A 17,632-nucleotide genomic window follows, 5' to 3' on the forward strand; every position below is an offset into this window, starting at 1 on the left:
GTGCCGTCGGCTCCGACTCCTTGCCGAGAGAGGAGTACGGCATGAAGTATCTGATTCTGTCCCGCGGCGTCTGGGACGTGGAGCTGGCCACCGAGATGATCGACGCGGGCGTGCACGTGGCCGCCGAGGGCCTGACCGGTCCCGAGCTGGCCCACGGCCGGCTCACCACGCCGGCGGTGACCGGTTTCTACCTGATCGACTGCCCGAACCGGCAGGAGGCGCTCGGGTGGGCGACGCGAACCCCCGACACCGAGCTCCGCCCGATCGAGGATCCGGGCGGCCAGGAGTTCTAGGCGATCAGCTTGGCCCGCACCGCGTCGGCGGTGGGGTGACCGATCTCGGCCAGGGTCGCCGCGGCCTGCGTCCACGCCTCGCGGGCCCGGTGGCGGCGGCCGGCCGCCTCATGCGCGTCGCCCAGCCGGTCCAGGGTCTCGCCCTGGCCGTGCCGGTCGCCCAGCTCGCGGTAGATGTCGAGCGCCCGCCGGTAGTCGCGGATCGCGTCGTCGGGCCGGCCGCTCCGGGCGTGGATGTAGCCGAGGCTGTCCAGGGTCTCGGCCACCCCGCGCCGGTCGCCGGCCGCGGTGAACCGGGCGACCGCCTCGGTGCAGTGCCCGAGCGCGGCCTCGGTCTCGCCGAGCAGCGACTCGTACCAGCCGAGGCAGTTCAGCGCGTAGGGGTAGATGTCCAGGTCGCGGGCCAGGTCTAGGGCGCGGGCGGCCTCGGCGCGGGCCGGCTCGAGCCGGTCGCGGATCTCCAGGAGCCAGGACAGGTCGAGGTGACAGTTGGCCTGGCCACGGCGGTCGGCGACCCGGCGGAACAGGGCGATCGCCCGGTCCAGGTGGCGGTGGGCATCGTCGTACGCCCCGATCTGGATCTCCGCGCGGGCGATCGCCCGGAGTGCCTTGCCCCGCGCCTGCTCGTCGTTCGGCCGGCCGGCGGCGGCGAGCGCCGACCGTTGCGCGGTGATCTGGTCGTGCCAGTGGCCCTGCCGCTGCAGGTAGGTGGTGAGGTGGTAGGCGAGCGCGATGACCGCGTCGGGCAGGCCGGCCGTGGTGGCCTCGCCGAGCATCGCGAGCAGCGGCTGGTGCCGGCGGCGGAACCAGGCCATCGCCTGCTCGGCGTTCGCGAGCGGCTCGGCCACGATGCCGTCGGCCGGCGGCGGCAGCGGGACCGGCGCGCGGGCCGGGTCCAGGAGCAGGTCGGCGCGCGCGGCGGTGTGCACGTAGTGGCTGATCATCCGGCGGCGGCCGGATTCCCGCTCCTCCGCCGGGGCCGCGTTCATCAGGTCGGTGGCGTAGGCGAACAGCAGGTCGTGCAGGGTCAGGTCGCCCTCGATCAAACTGGCCCGGCGCAGCTCGGCGATCAGCGCCGCGGCCGGGAGGCCGGCCAGTGACGACGCGGTGGCCGGCGAGACGTCCGGGACCGGGTGCAGGCCGAGCAGCCGGAACAGGCGGGCGGCCGGTGCGGACAGGGTCCGGAGCGATGCGGCGAACAGTTCCCGCAGGTCGGTGGCCGGGTCGTCGTCGCCCGCCGACAGCAGTTCCGAGGCCAGCCGGGTCAGCGGCAACGCCGGGTCGGCGGCGGCCCGGGCGGCCGCCAGGGAGAGGGCCAGCGGCAGGCCGGCCGCGCGTTCGATCAGCCGGGCGATCGCCGCCGGCTCGCCGGCCACCCGGCCGGCACCGAGCCGCCGCACCAGGAAACGGTGTGACTCGGCCGGGGCGAGCAGCCCGAGCCGCAGCGATCGGGCCTGGGACGTGGTGACCAGGCCGGTCAGCGGGTCGCGGCTGGTCACCAGCACGACGCAGCCGTCGCCGCCGGGCAGCAGCGGCCGCACCTGCTCGGCCGAGCGGGCGTTGTCCAGCACCACCAGCATCGTGCGGTCGGCGAGCAGGCTGCGATACAGCGCGCTGCGGTCGTCGAGCTGCGCCGGGATCCGGGCCGGCGGCACCCCGAGCGCGTCGAGGAATCCGCGTAGCGCCACGCCGGGGCTCAGCGGCCCGGCGTCGAACCCGCGCAGATTGACGTAGAGCTGGCCGTCCGGGAAGCGGTCCCGCGCCGAGTGTCCCCAGTGGACGGCCAGGGAGGTCTTGCCCACCCCGGCGGTCCCGTGGATCACGCACACGGCGCCGGCGCGGTCGAGAGCGTCGAGTTCGGCCCGGCGGCCGGTGAAACCCGCGACGCCGGCCGGTAATTGCGCGGGCCCGGCCGGCTGCGGCCCGGCGGTCCGTCCGCTCATCAGGGCGTACGCCTCCCGCAGGCGTTCACCCACCTCGACGCCGAGGTCGTCGGCGAGCCGCCGGGTGATCTCGTGGTAGGCGGCGAGCGCGGCCGTCCGCTGCCCGTCGGCGGCGAGCGCCCGGATCAGCTGGGCGTGCAACTCCTCGTGGTACGGAGCGGCCTCGGTGGCGGCCCGCAGTTCGGCGACGACGTGTCCGGGCCGCTGCTCCGCCTCGGCCCAGCGCACGAGCAATTCCGTACGCTCCTCGAGCAGGGTCTCGCGCACCCGGCGGGCCCACTCCCCCGGGACGCCCGCCAGGGCGACCGGCTGCCAGCCGGCCAGGGCGCCCCGCAGCAGCGCCGCCCGTTCGCCCGGGTCGCCGGTCTTGCCGGCCTCGGCGGCCAGCCGGCGGCTGACGTGCAGATCCACCAGCTCGGGGTCGACCTCGGCCCGGTAGCCGCCGGCGGCGTAACGCAGGGTCACCGACGCGGGCATCCGGCCGCGCAGCCGGGTCGCGTAGGTCGCCACCAGATTGCGGGCGCGCTTCGGCGGGTCCATCCCCCAGATGCGGTCGATCAGCACGTCCACCGGAACCGGGCGGCCCGGCTCGAGCAGCAGGCAGGCGAGCAGGCAGCACTGTTTGCCGGGGCCCAGGTCGATCTCTCGATCGGCCGTCTCGAGGAGGGTCGGGCCGAGGAGGTGGAAGAGGAGCCGACCGGGCACCCCGCCACTACAGCACGCATTCCATCGATGGTCCATCCGTATTCCATCGGCGCACGCCAACCTCTCTCCCGGGGCGGTGCATCGTCGGGGGGCGATGCACCAGCCCGGGGTCTCGTCTCGGGGGAGAAGATCGCGATGCCCAACGTCGTCGTCCTGTCGCGTTACCGGGTGCTCGGCCCGGTCCGGATCACCGGCAAACCGGCCGCGCCGTGCCCGCCCAAGGCGCGGGAGTTGCTCGCGCTGCTGGTGCTGAACGCCAACCGCCCGGTGCGATATGCGGAGATCGCCCGGGAGCTGTGGGCGGGCGACCCGCCGCCGTCGGCCCGGGCCAATGTGCGCACCTATGCGGCCGGGCTGCGCCAGGCGGGGGCCCGGGTGACCGCGACCGGCGACGGATACTGGCTGGCCACCGATCCGCACGACATCGACCTGGTCCGGTTCCGGGCGGCCGCCGCACGGGGCCGGGCGCTGCGCGGGGCCGGCGACCGGGTGGGTGCGATCGAGGCCTTCCGGGCGGCCGCGGCGATGTGGCGCGGGCAGGCCCTCGACGGCATCCCGGTCGGGATGCTGCTGCGGCCGTGGAAGGCGGCGCTCGATCAGGAGCGGGCGGCCCTCGGCGAGGAGCTCGCCAACCTGCTCGGGTCGCGGCGATCGACCGGGCCGGTGCCGGCGTTCGACCGCGACCACCGAGCCGCGGGCCTGACCGCGGCGGCCGGGTAGGACGGCCGGCCGGGGTCAGCCGGCGTGCAGGCGGCCGAAGCGGCTGCGGTGGAAGACCAGTGGGGACGGTTCGGCCAGGCCGGTGTGGGTGGCGGTGTGCAGTTGCAGCAGGACGATGGTGTGGTCGCCGGCGATGACTTCGCGGTAGATCGTGGTGTCGAAGTGGGCCAGGCCGTCGTCGAGGAGGACCGCGCCGTCGTCGGTCGCGGTGATCGACAGGCCGTCGAAGCGGCGGTCCACCGCGCCGGCCAGCTGCCGCGCGACCGCGGAGTGGTGGTCGGCCAGGATCGTGACCCCGAGGTGCGGGGCCCGGCGCAGGTCGGGCCAGGTCTTCGAGGCGTTGGCGATGGAGAACGACACCAGCGGCGGGTCGAGGCTGACCGAGGTGAACGAGCTCGCGGCCAGGCCGGCCGGCACGCCGTCGACCAGCGCGGCGACCGCCACCACCCCGCTCGGGAAGATGCCGAAAACCTCACGCAGCCGGGCCGGGTCGAGGTCCTGATTGGTTCGCAGGTTGGTCATGAGGTGGCTCCGAACGGTACGGCTGACCCCACCCACCGGCCGGGCGCCGGGTGCTGCCACCGGCCACGGCGGGTCAACTCGGGGAGTACCCCCTCGCCGAAGTGGTACGCCTCCTCCAGATGCGGGTACCCGGACAGCACGAACTCGCTGATGCCGGCCTCGGCGTACTCCTCGATCAGGTTGGCTATTTCCTGATGGCTGCCGACCATGGCCGTGCCGGCGCCGCCGCGGACCAGCCCGACGCCCGCCCACAGGTTGGGGTAGATCTCGAGGCCGTCCTTGGTGCCGCCGTTGAGCGCGAGCATCCGCTTCTGGCCCTCCGAGCCGCTGCGCCGGAGCCCGTCCTGGATGCGGCGGATCTGGTCCTCGGCGATGCCGTCGAGCAGCCGGCTCGCTTCGGCCCACGCCTCGTCGGCGGTGTCCCGGGCGATGGTGTGCAGGCGGATGCCGTACCGAAGCTCGCGGCCCTGTTTGTCGGCGAGAGTGCGCACCCGGTCGATCTTCTCGGCGACGGCCGCGGGTGGCTCGCCCCAGGTCAGATAGACGTCGACGTGCCGGGCGGCGACGTCGAGCGCGGCCGGCGAGGAACCTCCGAAGTAGACCTCGGGCAGCGGGTCCGGGATCTGGGCGAGGGTCGCGTCCTCGAGGCGGTAGTGCCGGCCCTCGTGCGAGACCGTCTCACCGGACCACAGCGATCTGATCAGCTGCAGGAACTCGCCGCACCGTTCGTAGCGGGCGTCCTTGCCGAGGTAGTCGCCGTACATCCGCTGCTCGTGGTCCTCACCGCCGGTGACCACGTTGAGCAGCAGCCGGCCGCCGGAGAGGTTCTGGAACGTGCCGGCCATCTGGGCGGCCAGGAACGGTGCGATCAACCCGGGCCGGAACGCGACCAGGAACTTCAACCGCTCGGAGAGGCTGCTGATCATGGCGGTGGTGAGCCAGGCGTCCTCGCACCAGGCGCCGGTGGGGGTCAGCGCGGCGGAGAAGCCGAGCTGCTCGGCCGAGCGGGCGATCTGGCCGAGGTAGCCGACGGAGGCCGGGCGCCCGCCCGCCATGGCCGGGGTGCCGTGGCCCCCGCCGACGATGTGCCGGCCGTCGCCGCCGTTGGTGGGCAGGAACCAGTGGAACCTGAGGTCGGTCATCGCTCACCCCTGACGTCACAATCTCTACCGTAAATATAGGCTTAGTGGATTATGCGTCCCCAAGGTGCCGGAGGGAAGGGCGTCGCTTGTCACCCCGGCCTGACCGGTAACAGCAGGACCCCTCAGACCTGGCCGCCATGCCTCTAGCGTGGATGACGGAGAGAGATGAGGTGCTGCCATGGCCATCAGCGAGACGGCCCGCAAGAACCACGACGAGCTGTTCCCCGGGCATGTGTCGACCCTCGCGGTGACCGATCCGGAGCTCATCGAGTACTTCGCACCCTCGCGTTCGACGAGGTGCTCCGGCACGGCGACCTCGAGCCGCGCACCCGGCTGATGGTGCAGCTGGCCGCCCTGATCGGCGGGCAGGCGCTGCGGGAGTACCGGGTGATGCTCGGGGCCGCGCTCACCGCCGGGGTCACCCCGGTCGAGGTCAAGGAGATCGTCTACCAGGCCGTGCCGTACGCCGGCATGGGCCGGGTGTTCGACTTCCTGCACGCCACCAACGAGGTGCTCACCGAGCACGGGGTCCAGCTGCCGCTGCCCGGCCAGTCGACCACCACGCCCGAGACCCGGTTCGAGAAGGGGCTCGCGGTGCAGAAGGAGATCGTCGGTGCCGAGCGGGTCGAGGCCATGTACGCCGGCGCGCCCGCCGACGAGCAGGTCAAGGGGCACGTCGCGGCGAACCTCAACGTCGGCAATGACCGTGCCACCCTGCTCGCCGTGATCACCCAGCTGCTGCCGTTCGCCGGCTACCCGCGCACCCTCAACGCCCTGCGCGCCCTCGACGAGATCGCCCCGGCCGGGTAGCCGGGCGGTGCCGGAGCACCTCGATGCCGACCGGAACCACCGACACGACCACGATGCCGACCAGGATGAACTCGATGTTCGACTTCACGAACGCGACCTGCCCGAGGAAGTAGCCGAGGACCGTCACGCCGCTCCCCCAGAGCGTGCCGCCGATCAGGTTGCAGGTCAGGAACCTGCGGTAGTGCATGTGGCTCGCCCCGGCCACGATCGGGGTGAACGTCCGCACGATCGGCACGAAGCGGGCGAGCACGATCGAGCGGGCACCGTACTTCGCGAAGAACTCCCGGGCCCGGGTCAGGTTCTCCTGCCGGAACAGCCGCGAGTCGGGCCGGCGGAACAGGGCCGGCCCGAACCGCCGGCCGAACAGGTAGCCGAACTGGTCGCCGGCCACGGCGGCGGCCGACACGAGCAGGCACATCAGCCACAGCGGCTGATGCAGGTAGGTGCCGTCGGCCACCAGGAGGCCCGCGGTGAACAGCAGGGAGTCGCCCGGCAGGAAGAAGCCGATCAACAATCCGGACTCGGCGAAGACGACGGCGAGGATGCCGATCAGGCCGAAGGTCGAGATCAGCCACTCCGGGTCGAGAAACGGCATCGCACTCCTGCCATCGGCGTCCCGGCACACATGCCCGGCCCACCCGGCCGCAAACCTACATGCTGTAGGAGTAGTGGTGGATGCCCGCGCTAGGCGTGCCGGGTGAGGATCTCGGCGCCGTCCTCGGTGATGGCGATGGTGTGCTCGCTGTGCGCGGTGCGGCAGCCGGTCGCGCTGCGCAGGGTCCAGCCGTCGGCGTCGGTGACGAGCTTGTCGGTGTCCGCCATGATCCACGGCTCGAGGGCCAGCAGCAGGCCGGGACGCAGCTGGTATCCGCGGCCGGGGCGCCCGATGTTGGAGATGTGCGGGTCCTGGTGCATCGTCGAACCGACGCCATGGCCGCCGAACTCGGTGTTGACCGTGTAGCCGGCCGCGCTGAGCACCGAGCCGATGGCGTGCGAGAGGTCGCCGATGCGGGCCCCGGGACCGGCCGCGGCGATCCCCGCGGTCAGGGCGCGCTCGGTCGCGTCGATCAGGGCCAGGCTTTCGGCGGGCCGCGTGTCGCCCACGATGAAGCTGATCGCGGAGTCGGCGACCACGCCGCCGAGGGAGACCGCGAGGTCGAGCGACAGCAGGTCACCGTCGGCGAGGGCGTAGTCGAAGGGCAGCCCGTGCAGCACGGCGTCGTTGACCGAGGTGCAGATGTAGTGGCCGAACGGGCCGCGCCCGAAGGACGGCGCGTAGTCGACGTAACAGGACTCCGCCCCGGCCTCGATGATCATCTCCTGGGCCCACCGGTCTATCTCCAGCAGGTTGACGCCGACCGCGCTGCGACCCTTCAGGGTCTGCAGGATGCCGGCGACCAGGGCGCCGGTGGCCCGCGCGCGCGGCAGTTCGGTGGGGTCGAGGAACTCGATCATGCAGGCGCCTTACTCGTGCAACCAATAAGTATCCCGGCCATATTATCCCGGTACTAGAATCGGGACCATGGTCAGGTTGCCGCTCAGTCCCGCCGAGGTCGAACGCGGACAGCGCCTCGGCGCCCTCCTGCGCCGAGCCCGGGGGGAGCGATCGATGCTCCTCACCGCGCTGGACGCCGGAGTCTCGCCGGAGACCCTCCGGAAGATCGAGTCCGGTCGCGTCGCCACCCCCGCCTTCCCGACGATAGCCGCGATCGCCGACGTGCTCGGCCTGTCCCTCGACGCGGTGTGGTCGGAGATCAACCGGTCGGACCGCACCGCCGAGATCGAGCGGCTCGCCTCGTAGGGCTCGAACCGCCGGCGCACCTGCCGAGCCGAGCACGCGGCGGGCGATCAGTTCCCGACCGTGGCGATCAGCAGGCCCAGGCACATCTCGTCGCTGGTGCCGTCGCCCCACACCACGTAACGCGGTGGGAGTTCGCGCAGCTGGGGCAGCTGCCGGCGCAGGGTGGCGTCGTGCGTGCAGGTGACCCGGACCGTGTCGCCGGCGTCGAGGTGGACCGGGGCGGGCAGCGGCTGGAACTTCTGATCGTCGAAGTTGAACACCGGGACGTCGAGCAGTGTCCGCGCCGTGGCGGTGCCGGGATTGACCTCGACCTTGATCGAGCGGCCCAGCAGGTGCATGTGGCCCATGGTCGCGTACACCGTCACGGGCTGCGGTACCGGGGTGTCGCAGTGCTGGGTGTCGCCCGGCACCGGCGTGCCGTCGCCGCAGTCGTTCAGCAGGTGCCGCTCCGAGTTGCCGACGCCGGGGCCGAAGCGGTCGGCCACGTCCTTGACCGCGGCGGCGCGATCGCACAGCGGACCGGACTCGCCGCTCGCGCAGGGCAGCTCGATCGGAGCCTCCAGCGGCAGCGTCTGCAGCGGCTTGGTGGCCGCGGTGCCGTCGGTCAGCCGCAACCGGACGCCGGACCGGTCGGTGGCGCCGGCTTTGCCGCCGGTGGCCAGCAGGTTGTAGTGGATCTGCAGGACGATCAGGCTGCCGGCCCCCAGCGGGAACCCGACGTCCTGCCGCAGGACGGTCTCGGGGCCGTTCGGGGTCCAGGTGCCGACCCACGCCGACGGGTACCGGTCGTCCACGCTGCCGTCGCCGAAGCAGGTCCAGCCCTCGCCGGGGGAATCGGCATCCGCGCGGTGGGCGGCCTCCGCGGCCTCGGGCGGGACGGCGAAGATGATGGCGTGGTGGACGATCGGCACGTTCTGCGGCTGGAACTGGGTGCCGGTCAGGAACGCCGGCTTGCTCAGGTGCGGGTCGATCAGCAGGCAGCGGTACTCGTCGGTGCCGCCGTTGGGGGCGGACGGCGAGTAGGGCTGCGGCATCGCGAGGTTGAGGAACCGCTCGCCGGCTCGCAGCGGTTGCGCCGGGGCGGGCGAGACGCTGCCGTGGCCGGCATGAGCCGGCGCCGGGGAGGCGGCCCCGGCCGGGTCGGGGGCGCTCGATGAGCACCCGGCCACCGCCAGCACCCCTGCCGTCAGAGCGAACATCCACAGCGGACGTCTTGGTTTCGTCATGATGGCCTCCGGTTCTGGATCATTCGCTGCGTGCGGTCTCTGGCCCGGTGATGCGTTCCAGCAACGGCAGAGTCGAGGCGATGATGGCAAGACAGGCCGTGAGCCCGGCGACGATGACAGCGTAGAACTCCGGGCCCGGCGGCTCGAGTGTGTAGCCCATCTGTGCCTTGACGAAGAGTTGTGCGGAGAGCAGGCCCAACCCGACCGCGATCACGGCCACCGTGAGCATCGGTACGGCGCTCTCCAGGGCGACCACCCGGCGCAGCACCCGGACCGACGCGCCGCTCAATCGGAGCAGGCTGAACGGGCGCCTGCGTTCGGTGAGGCCGCCGACCACGCTGACCGCGAGGCTGCAGCCCGCGATGGCGAGGCCGGCGACGATGGTGACATCGGCGAGTTGCTGCCAGCCCCGCAGGGTGTTCGCGAACTCCGATTCGAAGTCGCCGGGCACGTTCGGCGCCACGAAGAAGTCGGGGTAGGCCAGCTCCAGAATGGTGCGCGCCCTCTCGATCGCGGCGGCCGAGCCGTCGGTGCCGACGACGACCGACTCCACCGGCAGTTGCGCGAGGGCGCCGACCGAGACCGAGGCGGCGGGCCAGACCCGGGTGGAGTCGGCCGATCCGCGGTACGGGATGAAGTCGTTCGCCACCTCGGCGACGGCGGCCCCGGTGCCGCACCGACCGTAGACCGCCGGGATGTCGGCGCAGGCCACCAGCGGATCGTGATGCTCGACCGGGTTCTGCCGCAGCACGCTCACCGACCGCACGCCGGGGACCGAGTGCAGACCGGCCAGGACCGTGCCGGTCACCGACGCCGGCCCGTCGTGAGCGTAGGTGGACAGCGTGGCGGCGTCGATCGAACCGGTCGGCGCGGTTCCGCGGTTGGCGACGATCGTGGTGATCACGCCGGTCGCCACGCTGGTGATGAAGAGGGCGAGCGTGATGCCGCTGATCGCCCGGAAACCCGCCATGGGGTTGTCGGCGAGGCGCCGCGCGGCGATGAGCGTGGCCGGCCGGGTGGAGCGTCGCGCCAGGAACCGGGCGCCCGCCATGGTCAGCAGCGGGCCGGCCAGCAGCAGACCGGTCATGACGAGCAGCAGACCCGGCAGGAACACCGCCATCTGGCCGTCCGAGGTCTCGGGCATCGGGCCGATGAGGAAGAAAGCCAGTTCGGCGAGGCCGAGCGGGAGCGGAAGCAATCGGTACCAGCGCGGCGCGCGGGGCGTGACCCGCCGGCTGACGCCGAGCGGCGAGACCCGGACGCGGTTCAGCGAGACGGCCGCCGCCAGCGCGGCGCCGGCCGGCACACCCAGAGCGACGACCAGGATGTTCGGCACGCTCAGGGACAGGTCGCCGGGGAAGAACCGATCGCCGGTGAAGGGCACGGCGGCGAGCGAGCCGCGGAACGCGAGGAACAGCACGAAGCCGAGGACAGTTCCGGCGACGGCGGCCGCGGCCGCCTCGATCGCCGCGATCACCGAGATCTGCCGTGGGGTGGCACCGACCAGCCGCATCGCCGCGAATCGCTGCTCCCGGCGGGCGGCGCTGAGCCGGGTGGCGGTGCCGATGAAGATCAGCACCGGGAAGAGCAGCCCGGCGACGATCACGCTCATGATCAGGTCCACGACGGTCGCCGGAATCGCGGGGGTGTTGTCGCCGGTGCTGGTGAGCTGCTGGGCGTGCGGCAGCCGGCCGACCCGCTCCGGGGTGCCGCCGACGATGATCAGCAGCGAATCCGGTGCAGTCAGCGCCGCGTCGCCGATGGTGCCCAGATCACGACCGGGATAGCGGGCTGCCAGCTGATCGTGCGCGGTGGCGGCCAATAGGCGCCGCAGGGCCGGAGAGGCGTAGTACTCCCCCGGGCCGGGGGTCTTCGGAATGCCGACCGGGATCGGCGAGCCGGCTCCGGTCGCGGCGACGTCGGCCCGCAGGATCTGCTCGCCGTGGAAGTAGTCCTCGCGGACGGCCCACCACAGCGGATCCGCGTCGCTCCCGCCGGCCGAGGGGTCCGGATAGAGCGCCGCATAGCGGGTGAGCTGAACATTGACGGCGTTCACCCCGGCGAACGTGGCGAGCAGCAGCCCGGCACCCACCGCCACCGCGACGGCGATGACGATCAGGCGGGTGATCGCCTCTCGCCCGCCGGCCACGGCGAGTCGCAGCCCCAAGCCGATCATCCTCATGCCGGAAGACTACACCGGGGGTATACCCCGCGTATATACACTCAGCGTCCCCCGCCGCGGAGATGCGGCACGGCCGGTCAGGCTAGCCTTACTTGATCTTTAGGCGAGGGGTTGTGCGGTTGTCCAGCAAGGCGAAGCCCGGCCCGGCGGTCCTGCGACGGGCGGTCGCCCGCAACGCCAAGCGGCTCTGGCTCGGAACCGTGCTGGCCGGCATCTACCAGATCTCCGCGGCGGTGGTGCCGATCCTGATCGGCGTGATCATCGACCGGGCCGTCGAGACCGGTCGCGTGATCGCGCTGGTGACCTGGATCGCGGCCCTCGTCCTGCTGTTCGTCGTGCAGGCGGTGTCGTACCGGTTCAGCGCGCGCAACCTGCAGCGGCCATCGCCGAGGAGGGCCACCGCCTGCGGGTCGAGGTCGCCGCGAAGATCCTGCACCCGCGGATCGCCCGGATCGACCGGCAGGCCGGCGACCTGCTCACCGTGTCCAGCACCGACGCCGACTACACGTCGTACGTTCTGGACCACATCCCCCGGGTGATCAGCGCCCTGCTGGCGGTGGTGGTCAGCGCGGTCACGCTGCTGCTGATCTCGGCGCCGCTCGGCCTGATCATGCTGGTCGCGACGCCGATCATGCTGGTCACCCTGAACCTCGCCGCCCCGCTGATCGCCGACCGGATCGCCCGGCAGCAGGACCAGGCCGGCCGCACCACCTCACTCGCCACCGACCTGGTCACCGGGCTGCGCCCGCTGCGCGGCATCGGGGCGCAGGACGCCGCGGCCGAGCGATGCCGGGTGGTGAGCCGCGAGTCGCTGGCCGCCACCCTGTCGGCGGCCCGCGCGCAGAACGCGTACCAGGGTGCCTCGACCATGCTCAGCACGCTGCTGGCCGGTGGCATCGCGATCGCGGCCGGCTGGTTCGCGCTGACCGGCCGGATCACGGCCGGGCAGTTCATCACGGTGATCGGCTCGGCCCAGTTCCTGATCGAGCCGTTCGGCACGCTCGCGATCGTCCCGCGCTGGTACGCCGCCGCCCGCGCCTCGGCGGGCCGCGTCGCGTCCGTACTCGAAGCCGGTCTGGTCCTGCCCGAAGGCAACGGCGCCGAGCCCGCCGGCCAGCGGTACGACCTGTGCCTGCGCGGCGTCCGGTACGGCCCGCTGGCCGGGCTCGACCTGCACGTACGCCCGGGCGAGTTCGTCGGTGTGGTCGCCTACCGGCCGGCCGAGGCCGAGGCGCTGGTGCGGCTGCTGACCGTCCCCGACGGGTACGAGGGTGACCTCCTGCTCGGCGGCGAACCCCTGGAGACGGTCGACCGCACCCGGGCCCGCCGCCTGCTGCACGTCGAACCGCACCGGACGGACCTGTTCACCGGCTCGCTGGCCTCGAACGTCGACGTGCACCGCAGCGGAAACGGTGGCGGCGAACTCGCCGGGGTGCTGCGGGCCGCGGCCGCCGACGCGGTGGGCGCCGACGCGGCGATCGACGAACGCGGCGCGAACCTCTCCGGCGGCCAGCGCCAGCGCGTCGCCCTGGCCCGCGCGCTGCACGCCCGGCCGCCCCTGCTCCTCCTGCACGATCCGACCACCGCGGTGGACGCCGTGACCGAGCACGCCATCGCCGGCGGCATCCGCGCGCTGCGGCACGGGCCGGACGCCGGCTACAGCACCGTCGTGATCACCAGCAGCCCGGCGCTGCTCGCCACCGCCGACCGGGTCGTCGTCATCAGCGACGGCGCGGTCACCGCCGAGGGCGCGCACGCCGAGCTCAGCGCCCGTGACGACACCTACCGGCAGGCGATCCTGCGATGACCGACGAACTCCTCCCGGTCGCGAGCCCGCGCGCGAGCCGGGCCTGGCTCGGCACCGCACTCCGGGCCCGGAAGGTCCAGGCGGTGCTCACCCTGAGCGCCGGGGTGCTGGCCGCCACGGCGTCGACCGTCCCGGCGTACGCCCTGGGTCTGCTCGTCGATCGGATCCGGGCCGGCGGTGACACCGGGGCGATCGTCCCGGTCGCCGTCGTCCTCGTGGTCGCCGCCGTGGCCGGGGGCGTGGCCACCGCCATCGGCGGCTATCTGATCAGCCGGCTGGGCTCGCAGGTCCTCGCCGACCTGCGCGAGCGCACCGTCGCGACCGCGCTGCGCCTGCCCGCGCGGGTGTTGGACCGGGCCGGCCGGGGTGACCTGCTCTCCCGGGTCAGCGCGGACATCTCCGCCATCGACCGGGCCGTCTCCGACGTCCTGCCCGGCATGATCTCGGCGATCCTGCTGGCCGGGATCAGCCTGGCCGCGATGATCGGCATCGACTGGCGGCTCGGTCTGGCGGGTGCGGTGGCGGTGCCGATCTACGCATTCGGGTTGCGCTGGTATCTCCCCCGCGCCGCACCGTCCTACGCCGCCGAACGGGTGGCGATCGCCGAACGGTCCCAGGTGTTCGTCGAGAGCATGCAGGGCACCCGTACGGTCCACGCCTACCGCCTGGAGGACCGGCACCTCGCCGGGATCGAGGGGCTGTCGGCCCGGGCTCGGGACATCTCGATCGGCGTGTTCGCGCTCTACACCCGGTTCGTATGGCGGATCAACCGGGCCGAGCTGGCCGGGCTCGGCTCCGTTCTGGTGGTGGGCTTCCTCCTCGTACGCAAAGAGGTTGTCTCCGTCGGTGAGGTCTCCGCGGCCGCGCTGCTGTTCCACCGGCTGTTCAATCCGGTGGCGCTGCTGATGGTCACGTTCGACAAGGTGCAGGACGCCGGAGCCAGCCTCGCCCGCCTGGTCGGCGTGCTGGACATGGCGGTCGAACGCCGGGACGGGAGCACTCCCCCGGCCGGCCGGGAGCTGGTGCTCGAGGACGTCAGTTTCAGCTACGACGGTGTCACGCCGGTGCTCGACCGGGTCAGCCTGCGGGTCGCGCCGGGCGAGGTGGTCGCGCTGGTCGGCTCGACCGGGGCCGGCAAGACCACGGCCGCGTCGCTGGCCGCCGGCATCCTGCGGCCCGGGTCGGGACACGCGACGGTGGGCGGCGTGCCGGTGGCCGAGTTGCCGGCCGACACGGTCGCGATCGTCAGTCAGGAGACCCACGTGTTCACCGGTCCCCTCGCCGAGGACCTGCGCCTGGCCCGCCCGCGGGCCTCGGACGACGAGGTCACCGCGGCGCTGGCCCGGGTCGGCGCGCTGGACTGGGTGCGGGAGCTGCCGGCCGGCATCGACACGGTGGTCGGCAGCGGCGGGCATCAGCTGACCGCCGCGCACGCCCAGCAGCTGGCGCTGGCCCGGGTGGTGCTGCTGGATCCGCCGGTGGTGGTGCTCGACGAGGCGACGGCGGAGGCGGGCAGCGCGGGCGCCCGCGACCTGGAACAGGCGGCCGCGGCCGCGCTGGCGGGCCGGACGGCGCTGGTGGTCGCCCACCGGCTCACCCAGGCGGCGTCGGCCGACCGGGTCATCGTGATGGAACACGGCCGGGTGGTCGAGAGCGGACCGCACGCCGCCCTGATCGCCGAGGGCGGCCGGTACGCCCGGTTCTGGGCGGCCTGGTCCGCGCCTAACCGCCGCTGATCAGGCGCTGGGCCAGGGCCGGGCTGAACACGCCGGCCTTGATGGCAGGGGCGACACCGCACCGGCCGTCGGAGTTGCCGGGGTTGGCGATCCACAGTTCCAGGGCGGCCGGGTTCGCCGTCGAGCGCTTGCCCAGTTTGCGGCCGGCCGGATTGCACCACTGGCCGTTGCCGCCGTTGCCGTTGCGGCTGGTGTCGATGACGTAGCCGGCCGGCCGGTGCAGCGCGGCCTTGACCTGCTCGGCGTACCGCCGGGAGTCGGCCGTGCCGATGAAGTTGGAGACGTTCACCGCGAAGCCGTGAGCCCGGGCCACCCCGGCCGACAGCAGCCGATCGGCCATCGTCGCCGGGCCGGTCCAGTCGGCGTGGCCGGCATCGATGTAGGTCCAGGTGTTCGGGGCCTTCTCGGCCAGCGTCCGGACGGCGGCGTTGAGCAGGGCGAGCCGGGTGCTGATCTGCGCCGCGCTCAGGCAGCTGAAGTCGCCGAGCGAGTCCGGTTCGAGGACGACGATCGCGGGCCGCGCTCCGATCGCCGCCGCGAACGTCGCGATCCACTTCCGGTAGACCGCCGCACTGGCCGCCCCGCCCGCCGATTCCGCGCCGCAGGCGTCCCGGCCGGGCAGGTTGTAGGCGACCAGGACCGGGGTCTTGCCGGCGATCTGCGCGGACCGGGTGTACTTCGTGACCGCCTTACCGAGGTCGGGGTCGCTGGTGCCGGTGAACCAGTGCGCCATGGGCTGATTGCCGATGGCGGTCCGGATCGCGGCCGCCCGCTTGTCCGTGGGATGCGCGGCGACCCAGCGGGCGGCCGGCAGTTGCGGGTCGACGTAGAGCCCGCTCACCGTCACGGACTGCCGGGTGGCGTTCACCGGGCCGGCCAGTGCCATCGACGTGGTGCCGGTGGACAGCAACTGCACCGCCATCGAGACCAGGACGACGGTGGACGTCAGTCTTGTCCCCCTTGGCCGCATATCGCACGACATCGACTGACCGGGACCCGACATGAGGAAAACACTCGTGATGGGGCTCACTGCGGTAGCGGCCACTTAAGATCACTATTAGACGCCCGTTCTTCAGGGGGAAGGACTGCGGCTGTCTGGAGGGCGACTTGCAGATGGCAAGTGCCGTTACGTTCCGCGCCCGCCTGCTCGGGTGGGCTGCCCGCCGATTCGCCGGAAAATCCGGCTCGATGTCGTTCGCCGGGACGCTGTCGATGCTGTCCGACAGTTCCCTGTTCCCACTGTTCCGCAACGGTCTCGACCCGGTGGCCGAGATCGGCGCGCTGCGCGAGCAGTCGCCGGTCAGCCGCCTGCCGGTGCCGCTGGGCATCCGCGCCTGGCTGGTCACCGGCTACGAACCGGTGCGGGCGGTGCTGGGCAGCACCGACGGTTTCAGCAACGACTTCGGCCGGTTCGCGGCCCGCATCGGGCTGGAGGCCGGCCAGCAGCCCGGTGGTCTCGGCATGGCCGACCCGCCGATGCACACCCGGCTGCGCCGAATGATCATGCCGGAGTTCACCATGCACCGGCTGGCCCGGCTCCAGCCGCGGATCGAGGCCATCGTCGCCGACCGGCTCGACGCGATGTCCCGGACGGCCGGCCCGGTCGACCTGTGGCAGGAGTTCGCCCTCCCCGTGCCCGCACTGACCATCTGCGAGCTGCTCGGCGTCCCGTACGCCGACCGGGAACTCGTCCAGCGGGTCAGCACGGCCCGGTTCGACCTCGGCGACGGCGCCTACGCGCCGCTCGACGCGATCAACGAGTCCCGGGCGTACCTCCGCGATCTGGTCGCCGATCAGCGCCGGAAACCGGGCGACGGGCTGATCGGCTCGCTGATCCGCGACCACGGCGACGAGCTCGACGACCAGGAGCTGGCCGGGCTGGCCGACGGCGTCCTCACCGGCGGCCTGGAGACCAGCGCCAGCATGCTCGCGCTGGGCGCGCTGGTGCTGATGACCCAGCCGGAGTTGGCCGAGCCGCTGCGGGCCGGCGGCCCGGCCGACGCGCTGGTCGAGGAGCTGCTGCGCTATCTCACGGTGGTGCAGGTGGCGTTCCCCCGGTTCGCCGTGCGCGACCTCGAGGTGGCCGGCGTACCGATCCGGGCCGGCGACGTGGTGATGTGCTCGCTGAGCGCAGCCGACCGGGACGAGGTGCTCGGCCCGGGGATGGACCAGATCGACGCCGGCCGGCGCACCAGCCGCTCGCACCTGGCCTTCGGGCACGGCCTGCACCGCTGCGTGGGCGCCGAACTGGCCCGGATGGAGCTGCGCATCGCGTACCCCGCGTTGGTGCGCCGTTTCCCGGCGATGCGCCCGGCGATCGACCCGGCAAGCCTGCCGATGCGCCGAGCCTCGATCGTCTTCGGCCTGGAATCGCTGCCGGTCACCCTGGACTAGGAGTACTGCCCACGGACGGCAAACTTGCGGTTCTTTTCGCGTACGGGCCGGGGGCCCACAACCGCAACTACGAGCGGGCCGCCGCTCAGCGCGACCTGCGCGCGAATACGGCACGTGCCGCGCCTTTCGCGCACCGGAACGCGCACTCAGCCACGGCAACGCCTCGGCGCCCGGCATCGCGAATCTTGTGGAGTTGCCGCTCTGTCCTCGCGGGCCGAGAGCGGCGACCACCCTGCGGGAGGTCGATGGCCGCCGCCCGGGACTGTTCGGTGGGCGGGTCGGGGTTGCGGGGTTGGGCCGGGCCCGCCCGCAGCGGGCGCGCGGAGGGTGAGTTGCACCTGCGGGACCGCG

17 protein-coding genes are annotated in these 17,632 nt (G+C 72.8%); 9 read left to right on the top strand and 8 right to left on the bottom strand.

The window, feature by feature from the left end; translation table 11 throughout:
- Positions 1 to 41: 41 nt before the first annotated feature.
- Entirely contained in the window at positions 42 to 293 is a 252-nt protein-coding gene (locus tag Ato02nite_RS14415) for a YciI family protein (protein ID WP_213007002.1), read from the top strand.
- On the opposite strand, the gene Ato02nite_RS14420 is transcribed toward Ato02nite_RS14415, so the two are convergent.
- A complete protein-coding gene (locus tag Ato02nite_RS14420; protein WP_213007003.1) occupies positions 290 to 2,941 on the bottom strand; it encodes an AfsR/SARP family transcriptional regulator in 2,652 nt (883 codons plus the stop codon). The genes Ato02nite_RS14415 and Ato02nite_RS14420 overlap by 4 nt on opposite strands.
- A gap of 135 nt (positions 2,942 to 3,076) precedes the next feature.
- On the opposite strand from Ato02nite_RS14420, the gene Ato02nite_RS14425 reads away from it, so the two are divergent.
- On the top strand, positions 3,077 to 3,661 hold the full coding sequence (locus Ato02nite_RS14425) for an AfsR/SARP family transcriptional regulator (protein ID WP_213007004.1): 585 nt from the start codon (positions 3,077 to 3,079) through the stop codon (positions 3,659 to 3,661).
- Positions 3,662 to 3,676: 15 nt separating this feature from the next.
- On the opposite strand, the gene Ato02nite_RS14430 is transcribed toward Ato02nite_RS14425, so the two are convergent.
- Complete coding sequence (locus tag Ato02nite_RS14430) at positions 3,677 to 4,183, bottom strand: flavin reductase family protein (protein WP_213007005.1); 507 nt, start codon at positions 4,181 to 4,183, stop codon at positions 3,677 to 3,679.
- A complete protein-coding gene (locus Ato02nite_RS14435; RefSeq protein WP_213007006.1) occupies positions 4,180 to 5,325 on the bottom strand; it encodes an LLM class flavin-dependent oxidoreductase in 1,146 nt (381 codons plus the stop codon). Before Ato02nite_RS14435 ends, Ato02nite_RS14430 begins: the two co-directional genes overlap by 4 nt.
- 178 nt (positions 5,326 to 5,503) lie before the next feature.
- Here Ato02nite_RS14435 and Ato02nite_RS14440 point away from each other — a divergent pair, with 178 nt between their 5' ends.
- Together Ato02nite_RS14440 and Ato02nite_RS14445 are read left to right on the top strand one after the other, a co-directional pair.
- A complete protein-coding gene (locus tag Ato02nite_RS14440; RefSeq protein ID WP_213007007.1) occupies positions 5,504 to 5,662 on the top strand; it encodes a hypothetical protein in 159 nt (52 codons plus the stop codon).
- The gene (locus Ato02nite_RS14445; protein ID WP_213007008.1) at positions 5,623 to 6,135 is read left to right on the top strand and encodes a carboxymuconolactone decarboxylase family protein; all 513 of its coding nucleotides are present in this window, start codon (positions 5,623 to 5,625) and stop codon (positions 6,133 to 6,135) included. The genes Ato02nite_RS14440 and Ato02nite_RS14445 overlap by 40 nt, the downstream gene beginning before the upstream one ends.
- Here Ato02nite_RS14445 and Ato02nite_RS14450 read toward each other — a convergent pair.
- On the bottom strand, positions 6,092 to 6,730 hold the full coding sequence (locus Ato02nite_RS14450) for a DedA family protein (RefSeq protein ID WP_213007009.1): 639 nt from the start codon (positions 6,728 to 6,730) through the stop codon (positions 6,092 to 6,094). The genes Ato02nite_RS14445 and Ato02nite_RS14450 overlap by 44 nt on opposite strands.
- An 89-nt stretch (positions 6,731 to 6,819) precedes the next feature.
- Positions 6,820 to 7,590 (bottom strand): type I methionyl aminopeptidase, encoded by a 771-nt coding sequence (map, locus tag Ato02nite_RS14455; RefSeq protein WP_213007010.1) that lies wholly within the window; start codon positions 7,588 to 7,590, stop codon positions 6,820 to 6,822.
- A gap of 67 nt (positions 7,591 to 7,657) precedes the next feature.
- Here map and Ato02nite_RS14460 point away from each other — a divergent pair, with 67 nt between their 5' ends.
- The gene (locus Ato02nite_RS14460) at positions 7,658 to 7,936 is read left to right on the top strand and encodes a helix-turn-helix domain-containing protein (protein WP_213007011.1); all 279 of its coding nucleotides are present in this window, start codon (positions 7,658 to 7,660) and stop codon (positions 7,934 to 7,936) included.
- Positions 7,937 to 7,983: 47 nt separating this feature from the next.
- Here the strand turns inward: Ato02nite_RS14460 and Ato02nite_RS14465 are convergent, their stop codons facing one another.
- Both Ato02nite_RS14465 and Ato02nite_RS14470 read right to left on the bottom strand, forming a co-directional pair.
- Entirely contained in the window at positions 7,984 to 9,162 is a 1,179-nt protein-coding gene (locus tag Ato02nite_RS14465; protein ID WP_246606899.1) for a monooxygenase, read from the bottom strand.
- Between the two features lie 19 nt (positions 9,163 to 9,181).
- The gene (locus tag Ato02nite_RS14470; RefSeq protein ID WP_246606900.1) at positions 9,182 to 11,344 is read right to left on the bottom strand and encodes an ABC transporter permease; all 2,163 of its coding nucleotides are present in this window, start codon (positions 11,342 to 11,344) and stop codon (positions 9,182 to 9,184) included.
- Between the two features lie 119 nt (positions 11,345 to 11,463).
- On the opposite strand from Ato02nite_RS14470, the gene Ato02nite_RS51590 reads away from it, so the two are divergent.
- Genes Ato02nite_RS51590 through Ato02nite_RS14480 form a run of 3 tightly spaced genes read left to right on the top strand, consistent with a single transcriptional unit; the run spans position 11,464 to position 14,887 of the window.
- Complete coding sequence (locus Ato02nite_RS51590; RefSeq protein ID WP_246606901.1) at positions 11,464 to 11,883, top strand: hypothetical protein; 420 nt, start codon at positions 11,464 to 11,466, stop codon at positions 11,881 to 11,883.
- Complete coding sequence (locus Ato02nite_RS14475; RefSeq protein ID WP_246606908.1) at positions 11,796 to 13,151, top strand: ABC transporter transmembrane domain-containing protein; 1,356 nt, start codon at positions 11,796 to 11,798, stop codon at positions 13,149 to 13,151. Before Ato02nite_RS51590 ends, Ato02nite_RS14475 begins: the two co-directional genes overlap by 88 nt.
- Positions 13,148 to 14,887, top strand: coding sequence for an ABC transporter ATP-binding protein (locus tag Ato02nite_RS14480; protein WP_213007012.1), 1,740 nt, complete (start codon positions 13,148 to 13,150; stop codon positions 14,885 to 14,887). Before Ato02nite_RS14475 ends, Ato02nite_RS14480 begins: the two co-directional genes overlap by 4 nt.
- On the opposite strand, the gene Ato02nite_RS14485 is transcribed toward Ato02nite_RS14480, so the two are convergent.
- Positions 14,874 to 15,809 carry a glycoside hydrolase family 6 protein gene (locus tag Ato02nite_RS14485; protein WP_246606902.1) on the bottom strand — a complete coding sequence of 312 codons (936 nt, stop codon included), beginning with the start codon at positions 15,807 to 15,809 and terminating at the stop codon, positions 14,874 to 14,876. The genes Ato02nite_RS14480 and Ato02nite_RS14485 overlap by 14 nt on opposite strands.
- A gap of 191 nt (positions 15,810 to 16,000) precedes the next feature.
- Between Ato02nite_RS14485 and Ato02nite_RS14490 the strand changes: the two genes are divergently transcribed.
- Positions 16,001 to 17,281, top strand: coding sequence for a cytochrome P450 (locus Ato02nite_RS14490; protein ID WP_246606903.1), 1,281 nt, complete (start codon positions 16,001 to 16,003; stop codon positions 17,279 to 17,281).
- Positions 17,282 to 17,632: the final 351 nt, after the last annotated feature.

Origin of the sequence: Paractinoplanes toevensis (assembly GCF_018332695.1) — a bacterium.
Taxonomy (GTDB): domain Bacteria; phylum Actinomycetota; class Actinomycetes; order Mycobacteriales; family Micromonosporaceae; genus Actinoplanes; species Actinoplanes toevensis.